The sequence below is a fragment of the Micromonospora sp. MW-13 genome, from assembly GCF_003434305.1.
Taxonomy (GTDB): domain Bacteria; phylum Actinomycetota; class Actinomycetes; order Mycobacteriales; family Micromonosporaceae; genus Micromonospora.
On record NZ_QKKX01000033.1, the window covers coordinates 143,340 to 164,209 of the forward strand.

Below are 20,870 nucleotides of genomic sequence, written 5' to 3' on the forward strand. Positions count from 1 at the left end.
CCCCGTCGAGGTCTGCTAATACGTATTAGCATCTATGCTTCTCCGATGTTCGCCGGCCGGCCAGCCCGCTGTCAAGGGGGCGGTTCGATCTCCGTCCGAAACGGCCGGGAGCGGCGGAGGCGCGTCGGGCCCCGCAAGCTAATGCGCATTAGTCCAGGGACTTCATCGCGAGGAAATCTCCGGGAACTCTTGACATCCCCCGGGAGCAGAGGCCAGAGTCCTCCCCAACGCCGATCGCTAATACGCATTAGCACCCCCCGGAGGACTCCCCCGTGCCCTCTTCGCCGCGCCGCGTCACCCAGCGTGACATCGCCCGCCTGGCTGGCGTCAGTCAGGCCACCGTGTCCCTGGTGCTCAACAACCGCTCCGACGCCGACGTGCGGATCGCGCCGGAGACCCGGGGCCGCGTCCTGCGGGCCATCGAGGAGACCGGCTACGCCGCCGACCCGGTGGCCCGGCGGCTGGCCGCCCGGTTCAACCGGATCATCGGCGTGTTCACCTACGAGCCGGCGTTCCCCAGCGGCAGCCGGGACTTCTTCCACCCGTTCCTGCTCGGCATCGAGGAGTACGCCGAGCGCGTCGGCTGCGACCTGCTGCTGTTCACCAGCGCCCCGGTGGTCGACGGGCGGCGGCGGATCTTCCACCAGGACAACCGGCTGCGGCTGGCCGACGGCTGCCTCCTGCTCGGCCGGGAGATCGACGCCGCCGAGCTGCACCGGCTCAACCGGGACGGCTTCCCGTACGTGGCGGTCGGCCGGCGCGACGACGCCGGGGGTCCGGTGCCGTACGTGGGCGCGGACTACGCCGCGGCGGTGAGCGCCCTGACCGAGCGGGCCCTCGGCCGCGGGCACCGCCGCCTGGCCTACCTGCCGATGGGCACCAACGCCGAGTCGTCCGAGGACCGGCGGCGCGGCTTCGCCGCGCACAGCGGCGCGGTGGAGAGCGCCCGGGAGCTGCCCGGCGCCGGCAGCCGCGACGTCGGGGCCGTCCTCGACGACCTGCGCGCCGACCGGACCACCGTGGTGTTCGTGGAGGACTTCGCCACGGCGGTCGCCCTGGCGCAGGCCGCCCGGCTACGCGGGCTGACGGTGCCCGGCGACCTGTCCGTGGTCACCCTCGGCGACCCCACCGTTCCGGTCCCCACCGCGCTCACCTTCACCGGCTTCCTCATCCCCCGCGAGGAGATGGGACGCCAGTCCGTCGAGCTGCTGACCTCGGTCATCGACGGCAGCGCCGACGGCGTCGGGCAGCGCCTGCTGCCGTGCGAACTGGTCGAGGGGGACACCCTCGGCGCCCCCGATCCGGCGGTCGGCCGCTCCTGAGCGGCGATCGCGCAACTGGAAGGAAGCAAGTGGTATCGATGCGTGCGGACGTCCTCGTCGTCGGCGGCGGGCTGGGCGGGGTGGCGGCGGCGCTGGCCGCTCTCCGGGCCGGCCGGAGCGTCATCCTGACCGAGGAGTTCGACTGGCTCGGCGGACAGCTCACCAGCCAGGCGGTTCCCCCGGACGAGCACTCCTGGGTCGAGCAGTTCGGCGTCACCGCCAGCTACCGGGCGCTGCGCACCGGAATCCGGGACTACTACCGGCGGCACTTCCCGCTGACCGAGCGGTCCCGGGGCTGGACCGACCTGAACCCGGGGGCCGGCTGGGTCAGCCGGCTGTGCCACGAGCCCCGGGTCGCGGTGGCGGTGCTGGAGCAGATGCTGGCGCCGTACCGGGGGTCCGGGCGGCTGACCGTGCTCCAGCCGTACCGGCCGGTCTCGGCGGCCTCCGACGGCGACCGGGTGACCGGGGTGACCGTCGCGCACCGCGACCGCCCGGACGAGCTGGTCGAGCTGACCGCCCCGTACGTGCTGGACGCCACCGAGACCGGTGAGCTGCTGCCGCTGGCCGGCGTCGAGTACGTCACCGGCTTCGAGTCGCGGGAGGAGACCGGCGAGCCCAGCGCCCCGGCCCAGGCGCAGCCGATGAACATGCAGGCCGTGTCGGTCTGCTTCGCCCTGGACCACGTCGACGGCGACCACACCATCGACCGCCCGGCCGGGTACGACTTCTGGCGCGACTACAAGCCGGACTTCTGGGGCGATCGGCTGCTGTCCTGGCGTTCCCCGCACCCGCGCACGCTGGAGATCACCGAGCGCAGCTTCACCCCGAACCCGGACGACGACCCCCTGGCGGTCAACGCCGACCAGCGGCTCAACCCCGGCGACGGCAACCTGTGGACGTTCCGGCGGATCGCCGCCCGGCGCAACTTCGTCGACGGGGCGTACGGCAGCGACATCACGCTGGTGAACTGGCCGATGATCGACTACTTCGAGGGCCCGGTCATCGACGTGCCGAACGCGTCCTGGCACCTGTCGAAGGCCCGGGAGCTGTCGTACTCGGTGTTGTACTGGATGCAGACCGAGGCGCCCCGGCCCGACGGCGGCACCGGCTTCCCCGGGCTGCGGCTGCGCGGCGACGTCACCGGCAGCGCCGACGGCCTGGCCCAGGCCCCGTACATCCGCGAGTCGCGGCGCATCCGGGCCGAGTACACGGTCGTCGAGCAGGACCTGTCGCTGGCGGTGCGCGGCGCGCACGGCGCGGTCAGCTACCCCGACTCGATCGGCGTGGGCATGTACCGGATCGACCTGCACCCGTCGACCGGCGGCGACAACTACATCGACGTCGGGTCCTGCCCCTTCGAGATCCCGCTCGGCGCGCTGATCCCGCAGCGGGTGGAGAACCTGCTGCCGGCCGGCAAGAACATCGGCACCACGCACGTCACCAACGGCAGCTACCGGCTGCACCCGGTCGAGTGGAACGTCGGCGAGGTCGCCGGCCTGCTCGCCGACTTCTGTCTGGAGCGGGGCGAGTCCCCGCGCGCGGTCCGCGACACCCCCCGTCTGCTGGCCGACTTCCAGGACCGCCTTACGGCGGCCGGCGTGGAACTGCGTTGGCCGCAGATCGCGGGCTACTGAACACACCCCCGGTGAGGAGAAGACTGTGAGAGCAGGAAAGGCCCTACGTGGCGTCGCCCTGGCGCTGGCCGGCGCGCTCGCCCTGACGGCCTGCGGCGGCGGGGACGACGCCGGCGACGGCGGTCCGGCGAAGCTGCGGATGACCGTCTGGTCCGCCAACGAGGCGCACCTGAAGCTGTTCAACGAGATCGCGGACGAGTACAAGAAGTCCCACCCGGACGTGGAGTCGATCACCTTCGACCCGCTGCCGTTCGAGAACTACACCACCACGCTGACCACCCAGATCGCCGGTGGCAACGCCCCCGACCTGGCCTGGGTGTTCGAGAACTCGGCCCCCGACTTCGTGTCCTCGGGCGCGCTGCTGCCGCTGGACGAGACCCTGAAGAAGGCCGAGGGGTACGCCTACGACGACCTCTCCCCCGCCACCACGAAGCTCTGGCAGGGCGGCGGCAAGCTGTACGCCTACCCGTTCTCCAACTCGCCGTTCGGCGTGTTCGTCAACACCGACATGGTCAAGAAGGCCGGGCAGAAGACGCCGGCCGAGCTGATCGCCGCCGGGCAGTGGAACTGGGAGAACGCCCTGGCCACCGCCGCGGCGTCCGCCGCGAAGTCCGGCAAGGCCGGCCTGGTGATCCGGGACTTCGACTACAAGGGCTGGGACAACCTGTCCACCTTCTTCACCGGCTGGGGCGCGCAGGCGTGGAGCGAGGACGGCAAGTCCTGCGGCTTCAACTCCCCGGAGATGGTCGCGGCGATGACCGCCCTGCACAAGGGGATCTTCACCGACAAGGCGCTGCCCGGCCCGGGTACCACGGCGGACTTCTTCGCCGGTGACGCGGCCATGACGGTCACCCAGATCTCCCGGGCGTCGCTGCTCAAGGACGACGGCTTCGGCTGGGACCTGGTGCCGCTGCCGGCCGGCCCGAAGGGCAACTACGCGGTGCTCGGCCAGGCCGGCATCGGCGTGATGAAGAAGAGCCCGCACGCCGACCAGGCGGCCGACTTCCTGGCCTTCTTCACCAATCCCGCCAACTCGGCGAAGCTGGCCCAGTTCTTCCCGCCGCCGCGACAGTCGCTGCTGACCGCCGAGACGCTGGGCAAGACCAACCCGAAGCTCAAGCCGGAGCAGTTGCAGAAGGTCGTCATCGACGGCATCACCAGCGGCGTGGTCAAGCCGAGCCACGCCGGGCAGGCCGAGCTGAGCCAGCAGGTCCGGGCCGGGCTCGACCCGCTGTGGCAGCAGAACGCCGACGTCAAGGCGGTCCTGGACGGCGTGTGCGCCAAGATCCAGCCGCTGCTGGCGAAGTGACCGGGTCCCCGACGGACACCAGGACGGGCCCGGTCGCCAAGACCGGGCCCGCCCCGGGCCGGCCCCGCCGCCCGTGGTGGACCAGCCACCGGCGCGACCAGCTCGCCGGCTACCTGTTCGTCGCCCCGCAGTTGCTCGGCAGCATCGTGTTCGTGATCCTGCCGCTGGTCCTGGTGGTCTGGTACAGCCTGCACGAGTGGAACGTGCTCGCCGGCACGTTCGACTACGTCGGCGGGGACAACTACGCGCAGCTCGCCGAGGACACCAACCTGGGTGGGGTACTGCGGGCCACCGGGCTGTTCTCGGTCGGACTGGTGGTGTTCAACCTCGCCCTGGCGCTGCTGCTGGCCGTGCTGCTCAACCAGAAGCTGCGCGGCACCATCGTGTTCCGCACCCTGTTCTTCTCCCCCGTGGTGGTCTCCCTGGTCGCCTGGACGATCGTGTGGGGCTTCCTGCTCCAGGACAACGGCGGGATCAACGGGCTGCTCGACACGATCGGCGTGGCCGGGCCGAACTGGCTGCGCGGCGAGGGCACCGCGATGCTGTCGGTGGTCGTCGTGCAGGTGTTCAAGAACGTCGGCCTGAACATGGTGCTGTTCCTGGCCGCCCTCCAGGGCGTGCCGGCCGAGTTGTACGAGGCCGCCGAGGTGGACGGGGCCCGCCGGATGCGGCAGTTCTGGCGGATCACCGTGCCGCTGATCAGCCCGACGATCCTGCTCACCTCGATCATCACGGTGGTCGGCTCGTTGCAGGTGTTCGCGCAGATCGCCGTGCTCACCCAGGGCGGCCCGGGCACCTCGACCACGGTGCTCGTCTACTACCTCTACCAGCAGGCCTTCCAGTTCCACCACTTCGGCTACGGCGCCACCCTGTCGATCGTGCTGTTCGCGATCGTGCTCGCGTTGACCGTGCTGCAGTGGCAGATGCGCAAGAGATGGGTCTTCCATGAGTCGTGACCTGTCGCCCAGGACGAAGCTGGTGCTCTACGGGGTGCTGATGGTCCTGGCGATCCCGTTCGTCTTCCCCACCTGGTGGATGGTCACCTCGTCGCTGAAGCCGGTGGCGGACATCTTCGCCTTCCCGCCGCAGCTCTGGCCGACGGACCCGCGGCTGGAGGCGTACCAGCGGGTGTTCGAGTTGCAGCCGTTCGGGCGGCAGTATCTCAACAGCGTCTACATCGCCCTGGTGGTCACCGTGGGCACCCTCGCGGTGGCGGCGCTGGCCGGGTACGCCTTCGCCCGGATCCGGTTCCGGGGCCAGAACGTGCTGTTCCTGGTGGTGCTCGCCGGCCTGCTCATCCCGAGCGAGGTCACGATCGTCCCGCTGTTCCAGATGTTCTTCAAGCTGGGCCTGGTCGACACCCACTGGCCGCTGATCCTGGTGCCGATCTTCGGGGCGCCGAGCGTGCTGGCCACGTTCATCATGCGGCAGTTCTTCATCGCCCTGCCCGGCGAGTTGGAGGAGGCGGCCCGGGTCGACGGGCTGGGCCGGTTCGCCACCTTCTGGAAGATCGCCCTGCCGCTGTCCCGCCCCGCGCTGGGCGCGGTGGCCATCTTCACCTTCCTGCACAGCTGGAACCTCTACCTCGAACCGATCGTGTTCCTCTCCTCGCCGGAGAAGTTCACCCTGCCGCAGGCGCTGACCCAGTTCGTCGACGCGTACGGCGGGCCGATGTGGAACGTCCAGCTCGCGGCGGCGTCGATGACCGCCCTGCCGGTGCTGGCGGTGTTCGTGATCGCGCAGAAGCAGTTCGTCGAGGGCCTGGCGCACACCGGCCTGAAGGGATGACCTCCCCGGCATGCCGCCGTCGGTGCCGGTGCCGGTTGCGGGCAGCGCGGCCACCCCGGTCGGGGCCGGGCGGCCGGGGCGGTAACGTGCAGCGGCATGACCGGCGCACCGTACTCCCACTGTTCCTACTGCGGCGCCGCCTATCCGGCGGGGGCCGGCTGGCCCCGGGTCTGCGCGCCCTGCGGGCACACCGTCTGGCGTAACCCGCTGCCGGTCGCGGTCGCGGTGCTGCCGGTCCGCACCGACGCCGGCCTGGGCGTGGTCGTGGTGCGCCGGGACATCGAGCCCGCGCGCGGGCTGCTCGCCCTCCCCGGCGGCTTCGTCGAGTACGGCGAGGAGTGGCGCGAGGCCCTGGTCCGGGAGCTGCGGGAGGAGACCGGGCTGGTCGCGTCGGCCGGGGACGCGGAGCTGTTCGCGGTGCACAGCGCCCCGGCCGGCGGCACCATGATGGTCTTCGGGACGCTGCCCGAGCGGGCGGCCGGGCAGCTCCCGCCGTCCGCGCCGACCGAGGAGGCGACCGAGTGGCTGGTGCTCACCGAGCCGGCCGAGCTGGCCTTCTCCACCCACACCCGGGTACTCGCCGACTTCCTCGCCGCCCACCGGGACGCCTGAGAGACCGCGCCCACCGGGCAACCCTGGGCAGGGAAGTCGGCACGATGCGTTAACCACAGCGCCCCGTCGGGTCAGTAGGCTGTTTCCGCTCGCTGAGATGCGTCGATGCGACCGGTCCGGCACGCCGACCCCGGAGGAAGCCGCCATGAGCCGCTGGACACCCGACCCGTCCTTCTATCCCTCGCCCCGCGACGCCGCCCGGGCCCCCGCCGAGAAGTTGGCCTACGTGGCCGCGTTCGACCGCTCGGCGGCCCGTCCCGACGCCATCGCGGTCCTCGACACCGACCCCGCCTCCCCCGGGTACGGGCGGGTGGTGGGCTGGACCGACCTGCCGCACACCGGCGACGAGCTGCACCACTTCGGGTGGAACGCGTGCAGCAGCGCGCTCTGCCCGACCGCGCCGCACCCGCACGTCGAGCGGCGCTACCTGATCGTGCCCGGGCTGCGCTCGTCGCGGGTGCACGTGTACGACACCCAGCCCGACCCGCGCGCCCCGAGGCTGGTCAAGGTGATCGGCCCGGAGGAGCTGGCGCGGCGGGCCGGCTACTCCCGGCCGCACACCGTGCACTGCGGCCCCGACGGGATCTACCTGTCCGCCCTCGGCGGCGCCGACGGCGCCGAGGGACCCGGCGGCATCGCGATCCTCGACCACACCAGCTTCGACGTCCGCCGGGCGTGGGAGGCCGACCGGGGGCCGCAGTTCCTCGCGTACGACTTCTGGTGGCACTACAACCACGACGTGCTGGTGACCAGCGAGTGGGGCACCCCGTCGATGATCGAGGACGGCATCGTCGGCGAGCTGCTGCTGGGGCGGAAGTACGGGCACGCCATCCACTTCTGGGACCTGGCGAGGCGCCGGCACGTGCAGCGGGTCGACCTCGGCGACGCGTACCAGATGCCGCTGGAGCTGCGCCCCGCGCACGACCCGACGAAGACGTACGGGTTCGTCGGCGTGGTGATCAGCGTCGAGGACCTGTCCGCCTCGATCTGGCTGTGGCACCGCGACGGCGACGCCTGGGCGGTGACCAAGGTGATCGACATCCCGGCCGAGCCGGCCGACCCGGCCGACCTGCCGGACCTGCTCAAGCCGTTCGGGGCGGTCCCGCCACTGGTCACCGACATCGACCTGTCGGTCGACGACAAGCATCTCTACGTCTCCTGCTGGGGCACCGGGGAGCTGCGCCAGTACGACGTCAGCGACCCGTTCCACCCCGTGCAGACCGGGTCGGTGCGTCTCGGCGGCATCGTGCGGCGCACCCCCCACCCCGGCTTCCCCGACGAGCCCCTCGCCGGCGGCCCGCAGATGGTCGAGATCAGCCGCGACGGCCGCCGGGTGTACGTGTCCAACTCGCTCTACGGCTCGTGGGACGACCAGTTCTACCCGGACGGGGTGGGCGCCTGGCTGGCCAAGCTGGACGTCGATCCGGACGCCGGCGGGCTCACCCCGGACCCGCGGTTCTTCCCGCGCGGGGACGAGTTCCGGGGGCTGCGGGTGCACCAGACCAGGTTGCAGGGCGGCGACGCCTCCTCCGACTCGTACTGCTTCCCGTGACCGGGGCGACCTGGCTGGCGCTGGCCGGGCTCGGCGCGTTCCACGGGCTGAACCCGGCCATGGGCTGGCTGTTCGCGGTGGGCCGGGGCCTTCAGGAACGCAGCCGGCGGATGCTGGTGACGTCGCTGCTGCCCATCGCGCTGGGCCACCTCGCCTCGGTGGGCCTGGTGGCCGCACTGGTCAGCGCCACCAGGTCGGTCGTGGCGAGCACCACCGTGGCGGTGGTCGGCGGGCTGCTGCTGGTCGGGTTCGGGCTGTGGCAGCTACTCTCGCGGCAGCACTTCCGGTGGGCCGGGATGCGGCCGTCCAACGCGCAGCTCGCCGGGTGGTCGTTCCTGATGTCGTCGGCGCACGGCGCCGGGCTGATGCTGCTGCCGGTGCTGCTCGCCGAGCCGGTCGCGGCCGGCGGGCACGGCGGCCACGGTGGACATGCCGGGCAGTTGTCGGCCGCCCCGGTCGGCGCGCTGCCCGGACTGGCCGCCGCCGGGGTGCACACGGTGGCGATGTTCGGCGTGGCGCTGGCCGCCGCCGTGGCGGTGTACGAGGTGCTCGGCGTCGGGGTGCTGCGGCGGGCCTGGTTCAACGTGGACCGGCTGTGGGCCGGGGTGCTGGTGGTCGCGGGGGTGATCACCGTCGTGGCCGCGGTGACCTGAGCCGCGCCGGTCGGCTCGGCCGAAGGGGCCGGCGGTTCCCGCCGCGCGGCGCCGCCCCGACGGAAACTCCTACTGTTTGAATAGGAGTTTGTGTCGCCGAACCGGAGGGACCTCCCGATGCCGCACCCCCTGTCGTACGACGAAGCCGACCACGACGCCCGACGGGCCCGGCAGTGGCTGGCCGGCCGGGCCCGGGGCGCGGGCGTGTCCCGCCCCCGCCTGCTGGAGCTGGGCGCGGCGATGACCGCCCTGGCCGCCGCGGCGGACGAACGCGAGCCGGTCGCGGTCGCGGCCGACCCGGTCGGCGCCGACCCCGGGCGGGACGGCGCCGGGCCGGGCGTGGTCAAGCCGCTGCCGGACCGGCTGTTCACCCGGCACGACACCAACGCCGAGATGCGCTGGGAGGCGATGGCCGGGCAGGGGTACGTCGTGCCCACCGACCGGTTCTTCGTCCGCAACCACACCAGCACTCCGCTGATCGACCCCGACACGTGGCGGCTGAGCCTGTTCGGCGACGGCCTGCGCGGCGCGCCCACCCGGGACCGGCCGGTCGAGTTCGGCTACGACGACCTGCGCCGGCTGCCCGCCGAACGGGTCACCGCGCTGGTCGAGTGCGCCGGCAACGCCCGCCGGTTCTTCGCCGGGCAGCAGGACCGGCCCTCCCCCGGGGTGGCGTGGGGCCTGGGCGGCGTCGGGGTGGCGCACTGGCGGGGCGTGCGGCTGTCCACCGTGCTGCGGCGGGCCGGGCTGACCGGCGCGGCGGTCGACGTGATGCCGGAGGGACTGGACCCGGAGTACGTCACCGGCGGGGTGAACCTGGGCCGGGTCCGCCGGCCGCTGCCGGTCGGCAAGGCCCTCGACGACGTACTGCTGGCGTACGAGATGAACGGCGAGCCGCTGCCGCCGGACCACGGCTTCCCGGTGCGGGTGGTGGTGCCGGGCTGGATCGGCGTCTCCTCGGTCAAGTGGGTCGGCCCGGTGGAGGTGTCGGCCGCCCCGCTGTTCTCGCCGTGGAACACCCAGCTCTACCGGATGTTCGGCCCCGGCCACCCGGACGGCGGCGGGGAGTTGGACGCGCAGTCGGTGAAGAGCGCCTTCGAACTGCCCTGGGACGCCCGGGTCCCGGCCGGCGCGGAGGTGCTGCTGCGCGGCCGGTCCTGGTCGGGCCGGGGCCCGATCCGGTCGGTGCTGGTGCACACCGGCGACGACGGCTGGCGGCCGGCCGAACTGGTCGCCGGGGACGTGGGCGGGCCGTGGCAGCGGTGGACGGCGCGCTGGCGGCCGGCGGGGCCGGGGCCGGCGACGCTGCGGGCGCGGGCCACCGACGTCACCGGGGCCGGCCAGCCGGAGCGGGCCCGGCACAACGACCTCGGGTACCTCTTCGACGGCGTCGTCCGGCACCCGGTCACGGTCCGATGACCCGGCCGGCGACGTGACCGGCGGCGGCGAGGTGCCAGGTGGCGGGCGCCGACGCGGCGCCGAGGCCGGGGACGAACTTCGGGAGGGAATGGGCTGGTCAGTGGGGAGCCGGGGAGGGGTCGCCGGCCTCCCCGGCGGCGTCGGCGAGGTACCCGCTGGCCTGCAAGTGGAACAGCTCGCGGTAGAGCCCGTCGGCGGCGATCAACTCGTCGTGGGTGCCGCGCTGGACCAGCCGGCCGCGCCTCATCACGAATATCTGGTCGGCGTGCCGGACGTTGGCCAGCCGATGGGTGATCAGCACGACCGCCCGGTCGGGACGGCGGCGCAGGTGCTGGAAGAGGGCGTGCTCGGCCCGGGCGTCGAGCGCCGCCGACGGCTCGTCGCAGATCAGCAGCGGGGCGTCCCGGTACAGGCCACGGGCGGCGACGAGGCGCTGCCACTGGCCGCCGGAGAGGTCGTGGCCGTCCTTGAACTCGCGGTCCAGCAGGGTGTCGTACCCGAACGGCAGGTCCATGATCATGTCGTGGGCGGCGGCGGCCCGGGCCGCGTCCCGCACGCTCGGCCCCCCGGCCGCCCGGTCGTGCCGGCCGACGCGGATGTTCTGGGCGGCGGTGAACGGGAACTTCCACCAGTCCTGGGTGAGCACCGCGACGTGCGCGCCGGCCTGGCGGGGGTCGAGCTCGGCGGTGTCCACGCCGTCCCAGCGGATCACCCCGCCGGTGGGCCGGTACAGGCCGGCGATCAGCTTGGCCAGGGTGGACTTGCCCGAGCCGTTCTCGCCGACCAGGGCGACCACCTGTCCCCGGTGGACGGTCAGGCTCACCTCGTCCACGGCGGGGCTGTCGGTGTCCGGGTAGCGCAGGCTGACCGCGTCCAGTTCGATGGCCTCGAAGCCGTCGGTCGGCCGGTCGCCGCGGGGGCCGGTCCGACTGCGGGCCCGGTCCAGGAAGTCCCGGTAGTCCTGGTAGTAGAGGGCGTCCTCGTAGAGCGAGTTGGTGGCGAACACGGCCACGCCGAGGCTGGAGCGCGCGGACTGGAGGGCGATCAGCGCGGTCGCGGCGGCGGCGAGCGCCACCATGCCGGTCAGGAGCAGGCCGGCGAGGACGGCGTACACGCCGAAGGCGGCCAGGCCCGCGGCGGACGTGCCGAGCACCCGGGTCCGGGTCTGGGTGCGGACCAGGCGCAGGTGGGCGCGCGTCTCGGTGGCCATCATCCGCCGGTACTCGCCGAGCAGGAAGTCCCCCATCTGGTACGCCCGGACCTCGGCGGCGGTGTGCCGGTTGGCCATCAGGTTGGCCAGCATCGACATTCGGCGGCGCCGGTTGATCCTGGCCAGCATCTCCAGGTACTGCCGGCGGGCGATCTTCACCGCGGTCGCCGCCTCGGGCACCGCGGCGAGCAGCAGGCAGGGCAGCAGCAGCGGCTGGATCACGGTGACCGCCGCCGCGGTGGCCAGCACCCCGACCACGCCGGTGATCAGGTCGACGGTGTGGTCGACGATCCAGGCCGCCTCGGTCACCCCGCGCTCCCGGGCCCGGTCCATCTCCTCGGCGAACCCGGCGTCGTCGAAGGCCGCCAGGTCGACGGCCGTGGTGGCCTCGAACAGCCGCAGCTCGACCTGGTAGTTGATCTGCGGGGTCAGCCGGGCCTGCGCCCAACCGGCGGCGATGGTGAGCCCACCCTTGGCCATCACGGCGGCGGCGGTCAGCGCCAGGGCCGGCAGGGCCCCCCGGATCCGGTCCGGCGTGGGGCCGGCCGCGAACAGTTCGCGCAGCACGCCGGTGGTGGCCAGCAGGCCGAGGGTGGTCATCGCCCCGGCGGCGACGTTCAGCCCGATGGAAGCGGCGGTGTCCCGGCGGCTGGTCGCCCAGGCCAGGGCGATCGCCTCCCGGACCAGCCGGGGCAGCCGACGGGCCACCGCCCAGAAGCTGGTGTGGGCGAAGTCGTTCGCGTGGTGCATCCACGCCCGGTCCTCCAGCTCGGGCAGGGTCGACGCCTCGACGCCGTCGGCCGGCGAGGTCTCGGCCGGGTCGGGATCGACCGGCGGGGGCTGGTCGGGTGATCGGCGTTGGCGGACGGCTTTCTCCACGGCCCCTCCCGGAGAGCTGGCTCCGGCTCCGGACCGCCCGCGACGGTCGGCAGCCACGGGGAGCCTACTGTCCGCGACATTCCGATGTCCCCCCGTCACCGGCGTGTCGAACCCGCGTCGCCGGCGACGGTCGCCGGCCGCCCTGTCGATGACCGACCCCCACTCAGGGCGCCCGGACGCCCCGGAAGGAACGGCTGACGAATGACCTCCAGCACCTGGCGGCGCGTGCTCGTGCTGCTGGCCCTCGCGCTGTCCGCGTTCACCTTCAACACCACCGAGAACCTGCCGATCGGCCTGCTCTCGCTGATCTCCTCCGACCTCGACGTGTCCCTGTCCTCGGTCGGCTACCTCGTCACCTGGTACGGCCTCACCGTGGCCGTGATCTCGCTGCCGATCGCGCACCTGACCCGCGGCTGGCCCCGGCGGTACGTGCTCAGCGGCGTGCTGGTCGTCATGGTGGCGGCGACCCTGGTGTCGGTCCTGGCCGACTCGTACCGGGTCCTGCTCACCGCCCGGGTGGCCACGGCGCTGGCCCAGGCGCTGTTCTGGGCGGTGCTGGCTCCGGTGGCGGTGGGACTGTTCTCCCCCGCCGTGCGGGGTCGGGTGATCGCGGTGACGTCGGTGGGCGGCTCGCTGGCCACCGTGCTCGGAGTGCCGGCCGGCACCTGGCTGGGCCAGCAGGGCGGTTGGCGCGCGCCGTTCCTGGCGCTGACCGCCCTGGGACTGGCCGCGCTGGTGGTGATCGCGGTGCTGCTGCCGACGAGCCGACCGGAGGACAGCCACGGCGCGTACGGCTCCGCCCCGCACACCGGCCGGTTCGCCATCGTGTTGGCCACCACCGCCATCTCGGTGACCGGCATGTTCGCCGGGTTCACCTACGTGGAGCGGTTCCTCACCACCGTGACCGGCTTCGCCCCGGAGACGGTGAGCGTGCTGCTGTTCGTCTTCGGCCTGGCCGGCATCGCCGGGGTGAGCGGGGTGGGCCAGTTCCTCGACCGGTTCCCGCACGGCTCGCTCGTGCTGGCGGTGGGGTTGCAGGCGGTCGCGCTGACCGGGCTGTACCTGTTCGCCGACGTCAAGGGCGCCGTGGTCGGCCTGCTCGCCCTGCTCGGTGCCTCGGCGGCCCCGGTGTTCATGGCCACCCAGGCGCGCATCCTCCAGGTCGCGCCGGGGCGGACCGAGCTGGGCTTCGCGGCGAACTCGGCGGCGTTCAACGTGGGTATCGCGGGCGGCGCGCTGATCGGCGGCCTCGCGCTGTCCACGGTGGACGCCCGGGGCACGTTCCTGGTCGGCGCGGTGCTGACCTTCGTGTCGCTGGCGATCGTGCTCGCCGAGCGGCTGTTCCCGGGCGGAGCCACCCCGGACGGGGCCACCCGGGCACAGGTGACCCCGGCACAGGTGACCCCGGAGCGGGCCACCCCGGAGCGGGCGGTCGAGCCCTCCTGAGCCTGGCCGGCCGGTGACGTGGGCCGGCGGGAAGGGAACCCCGGAGCGCCGCGGGCGCTGGCCGGGGTCCCCTTCCGTTCCGCTCAGCTCGCGGTGAGGGTGACGTCGTCGATGACGAAGCTGGTCTGTAGTGAGGCGTCCTCGACACCGGTGAACTTCAGGGTGACCGTCTGGCCGGCGTACGCGGCGGCGTTGAAGGTGCGCTGCACGTACCCGGTGGCGGCGGTGAGGTTCGAGTACGTCGCCAGGGTGGTGCTGCCCACCTGGACGGTGAGCTTGTCGTACGCCGTGGACGAGGTGGTCTCGGCGGTGTCGACGTGCAGCCAGAACGACAGGGTGTACGTGGCGCAGCCGGCCGGGACGGTCAGCGACTGGGACAGCGAGTCGGTGTGGCTGCTGCCGTACCCGTTGAGCCACGCCTTGTAGGAGCCGGAGCGGGCGGGCTGGCCCTGGTCGGTGGTGATCACGCCGGAGGACGAGGTCCAGACGGTCGCGCCGCTCTCGAAGCCGGAGTTGCCGACCACCTGGCCGCCGGCGCAGCCGCCGGTGCCGGTCACGGTGAGGGTGTACGTGGTGGTGCGGGCGACCGAGCCGGTGCCGGTGACCGTGATGGTGTACGTGCCGGTGGCCGCCGTCGAGGAGGCCGCGACGGTCATCGTGGACGAGCCGCCGGAGGTCACCGACGCCGGGCTGAACGACACGGTCACCCCGCTGGGCGCGCCGGAGGCCGACAGGGCGACGGTCTGGGCGCTACCGGAGGTGGTGGCGGTGGAGACGGTGGCGGTGGTGGACGCGCCCTGGGCGATGCTGCCGGAGGTCGGGCTCACCGCGACGGAGAAGTTGTTGGTCGGGGTGCCGGTGCCGACCGCCTGGTCCCAGATGGCGTACGCGACGCCGTCGGCGCTGCGGTTCAGCCCGGTGGCGTTGATGTTGCTGGTGGTGTCACAGGACGCGTGGTAGCAGGGGTCGTACGAGGCGTTGGCGGTGCCGCCCCACTTGCTGGCCTGCGCGCTGGTCTTGCGGGCGCTGGCCCCCATCGCGTACCCGGAGGTGGGGATGCCGGCCTGCTGGAACGAGTAGTCGTCGGAGCGGCCCTGGCCCTCGACGTTCTCCTCCGGCGCCAGGCCCAGCGAGTCCCAGTACGCCTTCAGTGGCGCGGCGGTGGTGGAGGTGACCCGGTTGATGAAGTAGCCGCCGTTGGTGGAGGCGACCATGTCGAAGTTGTAGTACCCCTTGATGTAGCCCTTCTGGACGGCGCTGAGCGAGTTGACGTAGAACTTGGAGCCCTGTAGGCCCTGCTCCTCGCCGTTCCACCAGGCGAACCGGACCCGCTTGGTCATGGTCGGGTTCTGCTGGGCCAGCACGAGGGCGTTCTCCAGCAGGACCGAGGAGCCGGAGCCGTTGTCGTTGATGCCGGGGCCGGCGGAGACGCCGTCCAGGTGGGCGCCGAACATGATCACCTGGTCGGCCGGGCCGCCCGGCCACTCGGCGATGACGTTGTTGCCCGGGTAGGTGCAGCCGGTGCAGTTCTGCTCGGTGACCGTGTAACCGGCGGCCTGGAGCTTGCTCTTGACGTAGCTGACCGAGGCCGTGTAGCCGGCCGAGCCGGCCCGGCGGTGCCCGCCGTTGCTGGTGGCGATGCTCTGGAGCTGGGACAGGTGGGCCTGGACGTTGGTCACGGAGATGTCCGGGGCGGCCAGCGCGGCGAGCGCCGGGGCGGGGGCGGGGGCGGCGGCGGCCGGCAGCGTCGCCGTCGACGCCGTCAGCGCGACGGCGGCGGCGAGCGCGATGCCCGCGGTCAACGTGGTGCGTCTCATGGATGCTCCTCGGTGCAGGTCGGGGGTTTCGTGCACCTGGGCGTGACCGGGCCCCCGCGCGCGGGGGTGGGCGGCGGGGTCCGGCGGCGTCCTGAGGGGACGCCGCGACGTTCGTTCCAGGGAAGCAAACACTGACATGCGTCTATTCCCTGGTCAATATCCATTCCGGTCATACTCCCGCGCCGATCCCCCGATCCCCCGATCGCGGCGCGACGTCGAAGCTGCCCGCCGCCGCGCCGGACAGCCCACGGCGGCGTCCCGGGCGAGCCCGCCCACCCCGCTCGGAGGCGTCGACCGGGGCCTAGGCTGCTGGCCATGCTGCCACTCGATGATCCACGCTGGCCGGACCTCGACCACCGGGGCTGGTCGGCGGGCCGGGGCGGGCCGGACGCCCCGTTCGTCCCCGACGAACTGCGCCAGCTACGGGCCGACCCGACGGACCGGGGGCGGTTCAGCGACCTGTGGCCGTACCTGTGTTCCGAGGGCACCGCCTGGCCCGCCGCCTACGCCGCCGTCCCCCACCTGGTCGACATCGCCCGCCAACTCCCCGCGGCCGGACGCGACGAGTACCTCATCGTCGTCGGCCTGGTCGCCACCTGCTCACGCGGCTACGGGCAGACCTCCGACGGTCTGCCCGACGACATCACCACCGCCTACCGGCACGCTCTGCCCGAGGCCCTGGCCCTGCTGGCCGAGACGCTGGCCGGCGCGCGGCACGACGAGACCACCACCCGGTACCTGCTCTCCGCCGTCGCGGCGCTGAAGGGCCACCCCGAACTCGCCGAGGTCCTCGACGACCTCGACACCGTCGAGTGCCCGGCCTGCGGCGAACCCGTCTTCGACGGTTCGGACGACGCGGATCCAGACGACGAGACAGCCGACCAGCCGCTCGGCTGACGCGTACCGCCGCGCCCGCCGGCCGCCGAGCGGGCGGGCGTGGCGGCGGCCGGGTGGCCCGGCGCGCGGGTCGGGGCGGTCAGGCGGTCGCGGCGGTCTGGGCCACCGCCCCGAACCGCCCCCACCCCGGACCAGCCCGCCCCGAACCGCCCCCACCCCGGCGGACCGCCCATGATCGACTCCATGTCACCGACATCGCGCCTTGCCCTGGCGCGGATACCCCCATGTCAATGACACGGAGTCGATCATGGGCGAGGCGAGGCGGGGTTGGGCGGGTCAGTGGGCCGGGGCGAGCAGGGCCTCGACCTCGGCCGTGGTGGCGGGATACGCGGCGAGCAGGTCGGCCACCTCCGGATCGACCGCCGGACCGGGCCCGGTCGCCGGCTCGCCGACCCGCCACCCGCCGGGGCAGCCGAGCAGGTCGGCCACGGCGTCGCAGGTGGCCGGATAGTCGACGAGCAGGTCGACCACCGGCCCGGCCGGGGCGGACACCGGCGCGGTGGCGGGCGACGCCGCCGGTCGGGCCGTCCACGGCGGCACCCAGGCGTCCAGGGCGGGCAGGGTGGCGGGGAACGTCCGGCCGGCCTCGCGGACCAGCGTCGGCACCAGCTCGCCCGCCTGGTCGCGCAGGGTGGTGATCAGCGTCGGCAGCCAGGGCAGCAGCACCGGGTCGGGCAGCCGGGCGAACGCCGTGGACATCAGCTCGACCACGAACGGCGCCAGCCCGGGCACCGGCTCCAGGGCCTGCACGAACCCGCTGAGGTACTGCGGGAACGCCGGCACCACCAGCGGGTTGGCCAGCAGCTCCACGGCGCGGGACCGCAGCTCGGCCAGGGGCAGCAGCCCGAGCTGGTGCTGGGCGGCCCAGTGCAGCGCGACCCGGGCCGGCGCCTCCGGCCGGGACTGCCGCACGGCCAGTTCGAGCTGGGCCCGGTCGCAGCCGAGCGCCAGCGCGAGGCTCTCCATGCTGAACAGGAAGCCCAGCATGGCGGCCACCTGCCGGACCGCCGCCTCCGCGTCGACGAACGCGGTGGGCAGCAGGGTGCAGTAGTGGGCGTACCCGGTGGTGACGAAGGCCGCGCACCAGGCCGGCAGGTCCGGCTCGGTGGCCCGGTAGTGAGCCAGCAGCCGACGGATCCGGCGCAGCACCTCGGGGGCCTCGTCGACGGTCCGCTCGGCGGCGAGCAGCTCCACGGCGCGGGCACCCAGCTCGTCGACGAGCCGGCGGCCGTCGAGCAGCAGGATCGCGTCCTCGACCGCCTCCAGCGCGACCGCCGCGGTGGCCTGCGGCCCCCACGCCCGGCGGCGCAGCCGCTGCTCGAGGACCTGCTCGACGGTGACGCCCTCGTAGCCCAGCTCGATCAGCGCGCGCTGGTGGCGGCCGAGCGCCAGGTCCCAGCTCTCCTGCGCCGAGCGCTCCCCCAGCCGCCGCTCGCCCATGATGGGGCGGACCGCGTCGCGGGGTAGCAGGTGGCGCAGCCGCCACAGCAGGTCCGAGCAGGGAGCCACGGCCGGCTGGCCGTGCAGGTCCAGCAGGGCCCGCTGGATGGTGCGTTTGTCCAGGTCCAGCCCGAGCGGGGCGAGCCGGTCGAGCACGTCGCGGGCCAGCGGCGGCAGGGCGTCGTAGCCGACCTGGCCGATCCGGTCGCCGCCGAGCAGGATCTCGCAGAGCCGACGGACGTCCCGCCGGCCCGGCACCACGTCCTTCTCGATGCAGGTCACCGCCGCGTCGGCGAAGTCGTACGGGGTGGGGCGGGCCCGGTTGCGCAGCCCGGCGAGCAGGATCGACGTCTCGAACACGGCGATCGCGTCGGCGGTGCTGGCCAGGTACCCGTTGCGCCGGGCCAGCCGGACGATGTCCACGCACCAGCCGCGCAGCTCGGCCTCGTCGAGGTCGTCGAGGACCGGCGGGCGGGCCAGGAAGCCCGACAGCCGGTCGGTCACCGGCTCGTCGGCTACCGCGGCCGGGGCGGCGGCCTTGCGGGCCCTGCCCTTCGCCGGCTTGCCGCCCTGCTGGCCGGCGAGCCGGAACGGGACCGCTCCCGAGCGGGACACCGCCTTGGCCCAGGTGGCGGCGGCGATGGACACCGAGCCGGGGGCCAGCCCGAACTGCGCCTCGATCGCCGAGTGGCTGGACGGGATCAGCCCGTACAGCCAGCGGGTGGCGGTGCGCGGGCTGATCTCGTAAGCCGCGGCGTCGGGGCCGGTGCCGAACTGCGCGACGGGGCTGGCGGCGTGGAACGCGCCGCAGACGTACAGGCAGTCGGCCGGGTCGGCGCCGGAGGCGGCGAGGTGCTCCCGCATCCGGGTCCACATGTAGCGCTCGCGCTCCTCGTCGCGGTCGAGCCGCTCGGCGTCGGCCGGGCGCAGCCGCCGGAACAGGCTGCCGATCAGCACCATCACCTGGCGGTACGTCTCGTGGTCGGCGCCGACCAGGGGCTGCTCGACGTACTGGTCCCACCACTCCGACCAGTGCCGCACCTTGCCGTGGTGCAGCAGGTACGCCTCCAGCTCGGCGAAGCGGGGCCGCAGGTCGCCGATCTCCACACCGACGGCGTCGCCGTGCAGCGCCGCCTCCTCCTCGTGGGTCGCCGCCGCCTCCTCCGGCGTTCCGTCGGCGGGGCCGCCCGCCTCGCCCCGGCCCTCGGCCGGATCGCGGGGCGACCACTGGAACACGTGGTCGACCGAGCGGTCCACCAGGACCAGCTCCACGCCGGGGGTCTCCAGCGCGTACGCGATGGCCTGGTACTCCGCCGACGCCTCGGTGATCGGCGCGACGACGCTCAGCGGCGCCCACTCGGCGGGGAACCCGTCGAGCTTCGAGGCGAACGCCTGCACCGCCACCGGCAGCCGGCAGTTGCGCAGCTCCCCCAGCAGGGGTTGCAGGTCCTCGCACAGCTCCAGGTAGATGACCTTCGGCTGCTTCGCGCGCAGCCGGCGCACCATCGCCAGCGCGGAGGCCGGCGAGTGGTGGCAGACCGGGAAGATCTCCAGCCGCTCGCCGAGCGCCCGGTCGACGTCGTCGATCATCCCGGTGAGGATGTCGGCGAGCGCCCCCGGGCTGCCGGCGAATGCCTCGGCGGCGTCGGTGAGCTGGTCGCGCAGCCCCCGGAACGCGCCGGACGCGGCGCCGGGGGGCGGGCCGGCCGGTCGGGTCGCCGGTACGGGTGCCGGGGTCCTGCCGGGCGGCGCGGTCGTCGGGCCGGTCACGACAGGTTGGCGATCGCCTGGCGGCCACCGTCGAGGAAGCCCTCCCAGGAACCGCCGTCCTTCTTGGCCCGGGGCTCCACGACGCCGTGCAGGTACTTGTTGAGGATGGCCAGGTCCTCCGGGCTGCGCCGGGCCAGCGAGCCGACCAGCGAGCCGGCGAGGGTCTCGGCGCGCAGGATGCGGTCGCCGAAGAACTGGCTGTGCAGGATCGCGTCCTCCAGCACGCCGATCTGCTCGGCGGTGGACAGCGCCGACTCCAGCTTCTCGTCGTCGCTGGTGGCCGAGGCGGCGGCGGCCCGCAGGTCGGCGAAGCTCTGCAACAGGATGTCCAGCAGGGTGGGCGGGACGTCCAGCTCGATGCGGTGCCGGCGCAGCAGCTCCTCGGTGCGGAACCGGACGATCTCCGCCTCGCTGCGCTTGTTGGTCACCACCGGGATGCGGACGAAGTTGAACCGCCGCTTGAGCGCCGAGGAGAGGTCGTTGACGCCCCGGTCCCGGCTGTTGGCGGTGGCGATGATGGAGAAGCCGGGCCGGGCGAAGACGATGTTGTCGTCGTCCAGCTCGGGGATGGAGACGTACTTCTCCGACAGGATGGAGATCAGGGCGTCCTGCACGTCGCTGGTGGAGCGGGTCAGCTCCTCGAACCGGCCGATCACCCCCTGCTCCATCGCGTTCATGATCGGCGAGGGGATCATCGACTCCCGGGACTGCCCCTTGGCGATCACCATGGAGACGTTCCACGAGTACTTGATGTGGTCCTCGGTGGTGCCGGCGGTGCCCTGCACGACCAGGGTGGAGTTGCCGCAGATCGCGGCGGCGAGCAGCTCGGCCAGCCAGCTCTTGCCGGTGCCCGGGTCGCCGATCAGCAGCAGGCCCCGGTCGGAGGCGAGGGTGACGATGGCCCGCTCGACGAAGCTGCGGTCGCCGAACCACTTCTGGGCGACCTCCCGGTCGAGCCCGTCGGCCCGCTCGGAGCCGAGCACGAACAGCCGCACCATCCGGGGGCTCAGCCGCCAGGAGAACGGCTTCGGGTCGGTGTCGACCGACTCCAGCCAGGCCAGCTCCTCGGCGAACTTGACCTCGGCGGGGGCGCGCAACATCTCGGACATGTCAGGGGTC

Annotated in this window: 15 protein-coding genes; 11 read left to right on the plus strand and 4 right to left on the minus strand. The window is 73.3% G+C overall.

The features are described 5' to 3' along the window. The first annotated feature begins 272 nt into the window (after nucleotides 1-272). The 9 genes from C5N14_RS18085 (at nucleotide 273) to C5N14_RS18125 (ending at nucleotide 10,292) form a co-directional block, all read left to right on the plus strand. A complete protein-coding gene (locus C5N14_RS18085; protein ID WP_117669264.1) occupies nucleotides 273-1,322 on the plus strand; it encodes a LacI family DNA-binding transcriptional regulator in 1,050 nt (349 codons plus the stop codon). A 38-nt stretch (nucleotides 1,323-1,360) separates the two neighbouring features. Continuing rightward, nucleotides 1,361-2,959 (plus strand): FAD-dependent oxidoreductase, encoded by a 1,599-nt coding sequence (locus C5N14_RS18090; RefSeq protein ID WP_117669265.1) that lies wholly within the window; start codon nucleotides 1,361-1,363, stop codon nucleotides 2,957-2,959. Nucleotides 2,960-2,984: 25 nt separating this feature from the next. Then, a complete protein-coding gene (locus C5N14_RS18095; RefSeq protein ID WP_117669266.1) occupies nucleotides 2,985-4,268 on the plus strand; it encodes a sugar ABC transporter substrate-binding protein in 1,284 nt (427 codons plus the stop codon). Continuing rightward, on the plus strand, nucleotides 4,265-5,224 hold the full coding sequence (locus tag C5N14_RS18100; RefSeq protein ID WP_117669267.1) for a carbohydrate ABC transporter permease: 960 nt from the start codon (nucleotides 4,265-4,267) through the stop codon (nucleotides 5,222-5,224). The genes C5N14_RS18095 and C5N14_RS18100 overlap by 4 nt, the downstream gene beginning before the upstream one ends. Continuing rightward, nucleotides 5,214-6,056, plus strand: coding sequence for a carbohydrate ABC transporter permease (locus C5N14_RS18105; protein WP_117669268.1), 843 nt, complete (start codon nucleotides 5,214-5,216; stop codon nucleotides 6,054-6,056). The genes C5N14_RS18100 and C5N14_RS18105 overlap by 11 nt, the downstream gene beginning before the upstream one ends. A 96-nt stretch (nucleotides 6,057-6,152) precedes the next feature. Then, nucleotides 6,153-6,668, plus strand: coding sequence for an NUDIX domain-containing protein (locus tag C5N14_RS18110; protein ID WP_117669269.1), 516 nt, complete (start codon nucleotides 6,153-6,155; stop codon nucleotides 6,666-6,668). A gap of 145 nt (nucleotides 6,669-6,813) precedes the next feature. Continuing rightward, nucleotides 6,814-8,220 carry a selenium-binding family protein gene (locus C5N14_RS18115; RefSeq protein WP_117669270.1) on the plus strand — a complete coding sequence of 469 codons (1,407 nt, stop codon included), beginning with the start codon at nucleotides 6,814-6,816 and terminating at the stop codon, nucleotides 8,218-8,220. Continuing rightward, the gene (locus tag C5N14_RS18120; protein ID WP_117669271.1) at nucleotides 8,217-8,873 is read left to right on the plus strand and encodes a hypothetical protein; all 657 of its coding nucleotides are present in this window, start codon (nucleotides 8,217-8,219) and stop codon (nucleotides 8,871-8,873) included. Before C5N14_RS18115 ends, C5N14_RS18120 begins: the two co-directional genes overlap by 4 nt. Before the next feature lie 117 nt (nucleotides 8,874-8,990). After that, a complete protein-coding gene (locus tag C5N14_RS18125; RefSeq protein ID WP_117669272.1) occupies nucleotides 8,991-10,292 on the plus strand; it encodes a sulfite oxidase in 1,302 nt (433 codons plus the stop codon). A 97-nt stretch (nucleotides 10,293-10,389) separates the two neighbouring features. Here the strand turns inward: C5N14_RS18125 and C5N14_RS18130 are convergent, their stop codons facing one another. After that, nucleotides 10,390-12,381 carry an ABC transporter ATP-binding protein gene (locus C5N14_RS18130; RefSeq protein ID WP_371685863.1) on the minus strand — a complete coding sequence of 664 codons (1,992 nt, stop codon included), beginning with the start codon at nucleotides 12,379-12,381 and terminating at the stop codon, nucleotides 10,390-10,392. A gap of 201 nt (nucleotides 12,382-12,582) precedes the next feature. Between C5N14_RS18130 and C5N14_RS18135 the strand changes: the two genes are divergently transcribed. Continuing rightward, nucleotides 12,583-13,827, plus strand: a complete 1,245-nt coding sequence (locus C5N14_RS18135; RefSeq protein ID WP_117669273.1) for an MFS transporter — start codon at nucleotides 12,583-12,585, stop codon at nucleotides 13,825-13,827. Between the two features lie 83 nt (nucleotides 13,828-13,910). Here the strand turns inward: C5N14_RS18135 and C5N14_RS18140 are convergent, their stop codons facing one another. Beyond that, entirely contained in the window at nucleotides 13,911-15,644 is a 1,734-nt protein-coding gene (locus C5N14_RS18140; protein WP_117669274.1) for a M28 family metallopeptidase, read from the minus strand. 315 nt (nucleotides 15,645-15,959) lie between these two features. On the opposite strand from C5N14_RS18140, the gene C5N14_RS18145 reads away from it, so the two are divergent. Further along, nucleotides 15,960-16,541 (plus strand): hypothetical protein, encoded by a 582-nt coding sequence (locus C5N14_RS18145; protein WP_117669275.1) that lies wholly within the window; start codon nucleotides 15,960-15,962, stop codon nucleotides 16,539-16,541. A gap of 276 nt (nucleotides 16,542-16,817) precedes the next feature. Here the strand turns inward: C5N14_RS18145 and C5N14_RS18150 are convergent, their stop codons facing one another. Together C5N14_RS18150 and C5N14_RS18155 are read right to left on the minus strand one after the other, a co-directional pair. Continuing rightward, entirely contained in the window at nucleotides 16,818-19,646 is a 2,829-nt protein-coding gene (locus C5N14_RS18150; RefSeq protein WP_117669329.1) for a DUF5682 family protein, read from the minus strand. Between the two features lie 101 nt (nucleotides 19,647-19,747). After that, nucleotides 19,748-20,860, minus strand: a complete 1,113-nt coding sequence (locus C5N14_RS18155) for an AAA family ATPase (protein ID WP_117669276.1) — start codon at nucleotides 20,858-20,860, stop codon at nucleotides 19,748-19,750. Nucleotides 20,861-20,870: the final 10 nt, after the last annotated feature.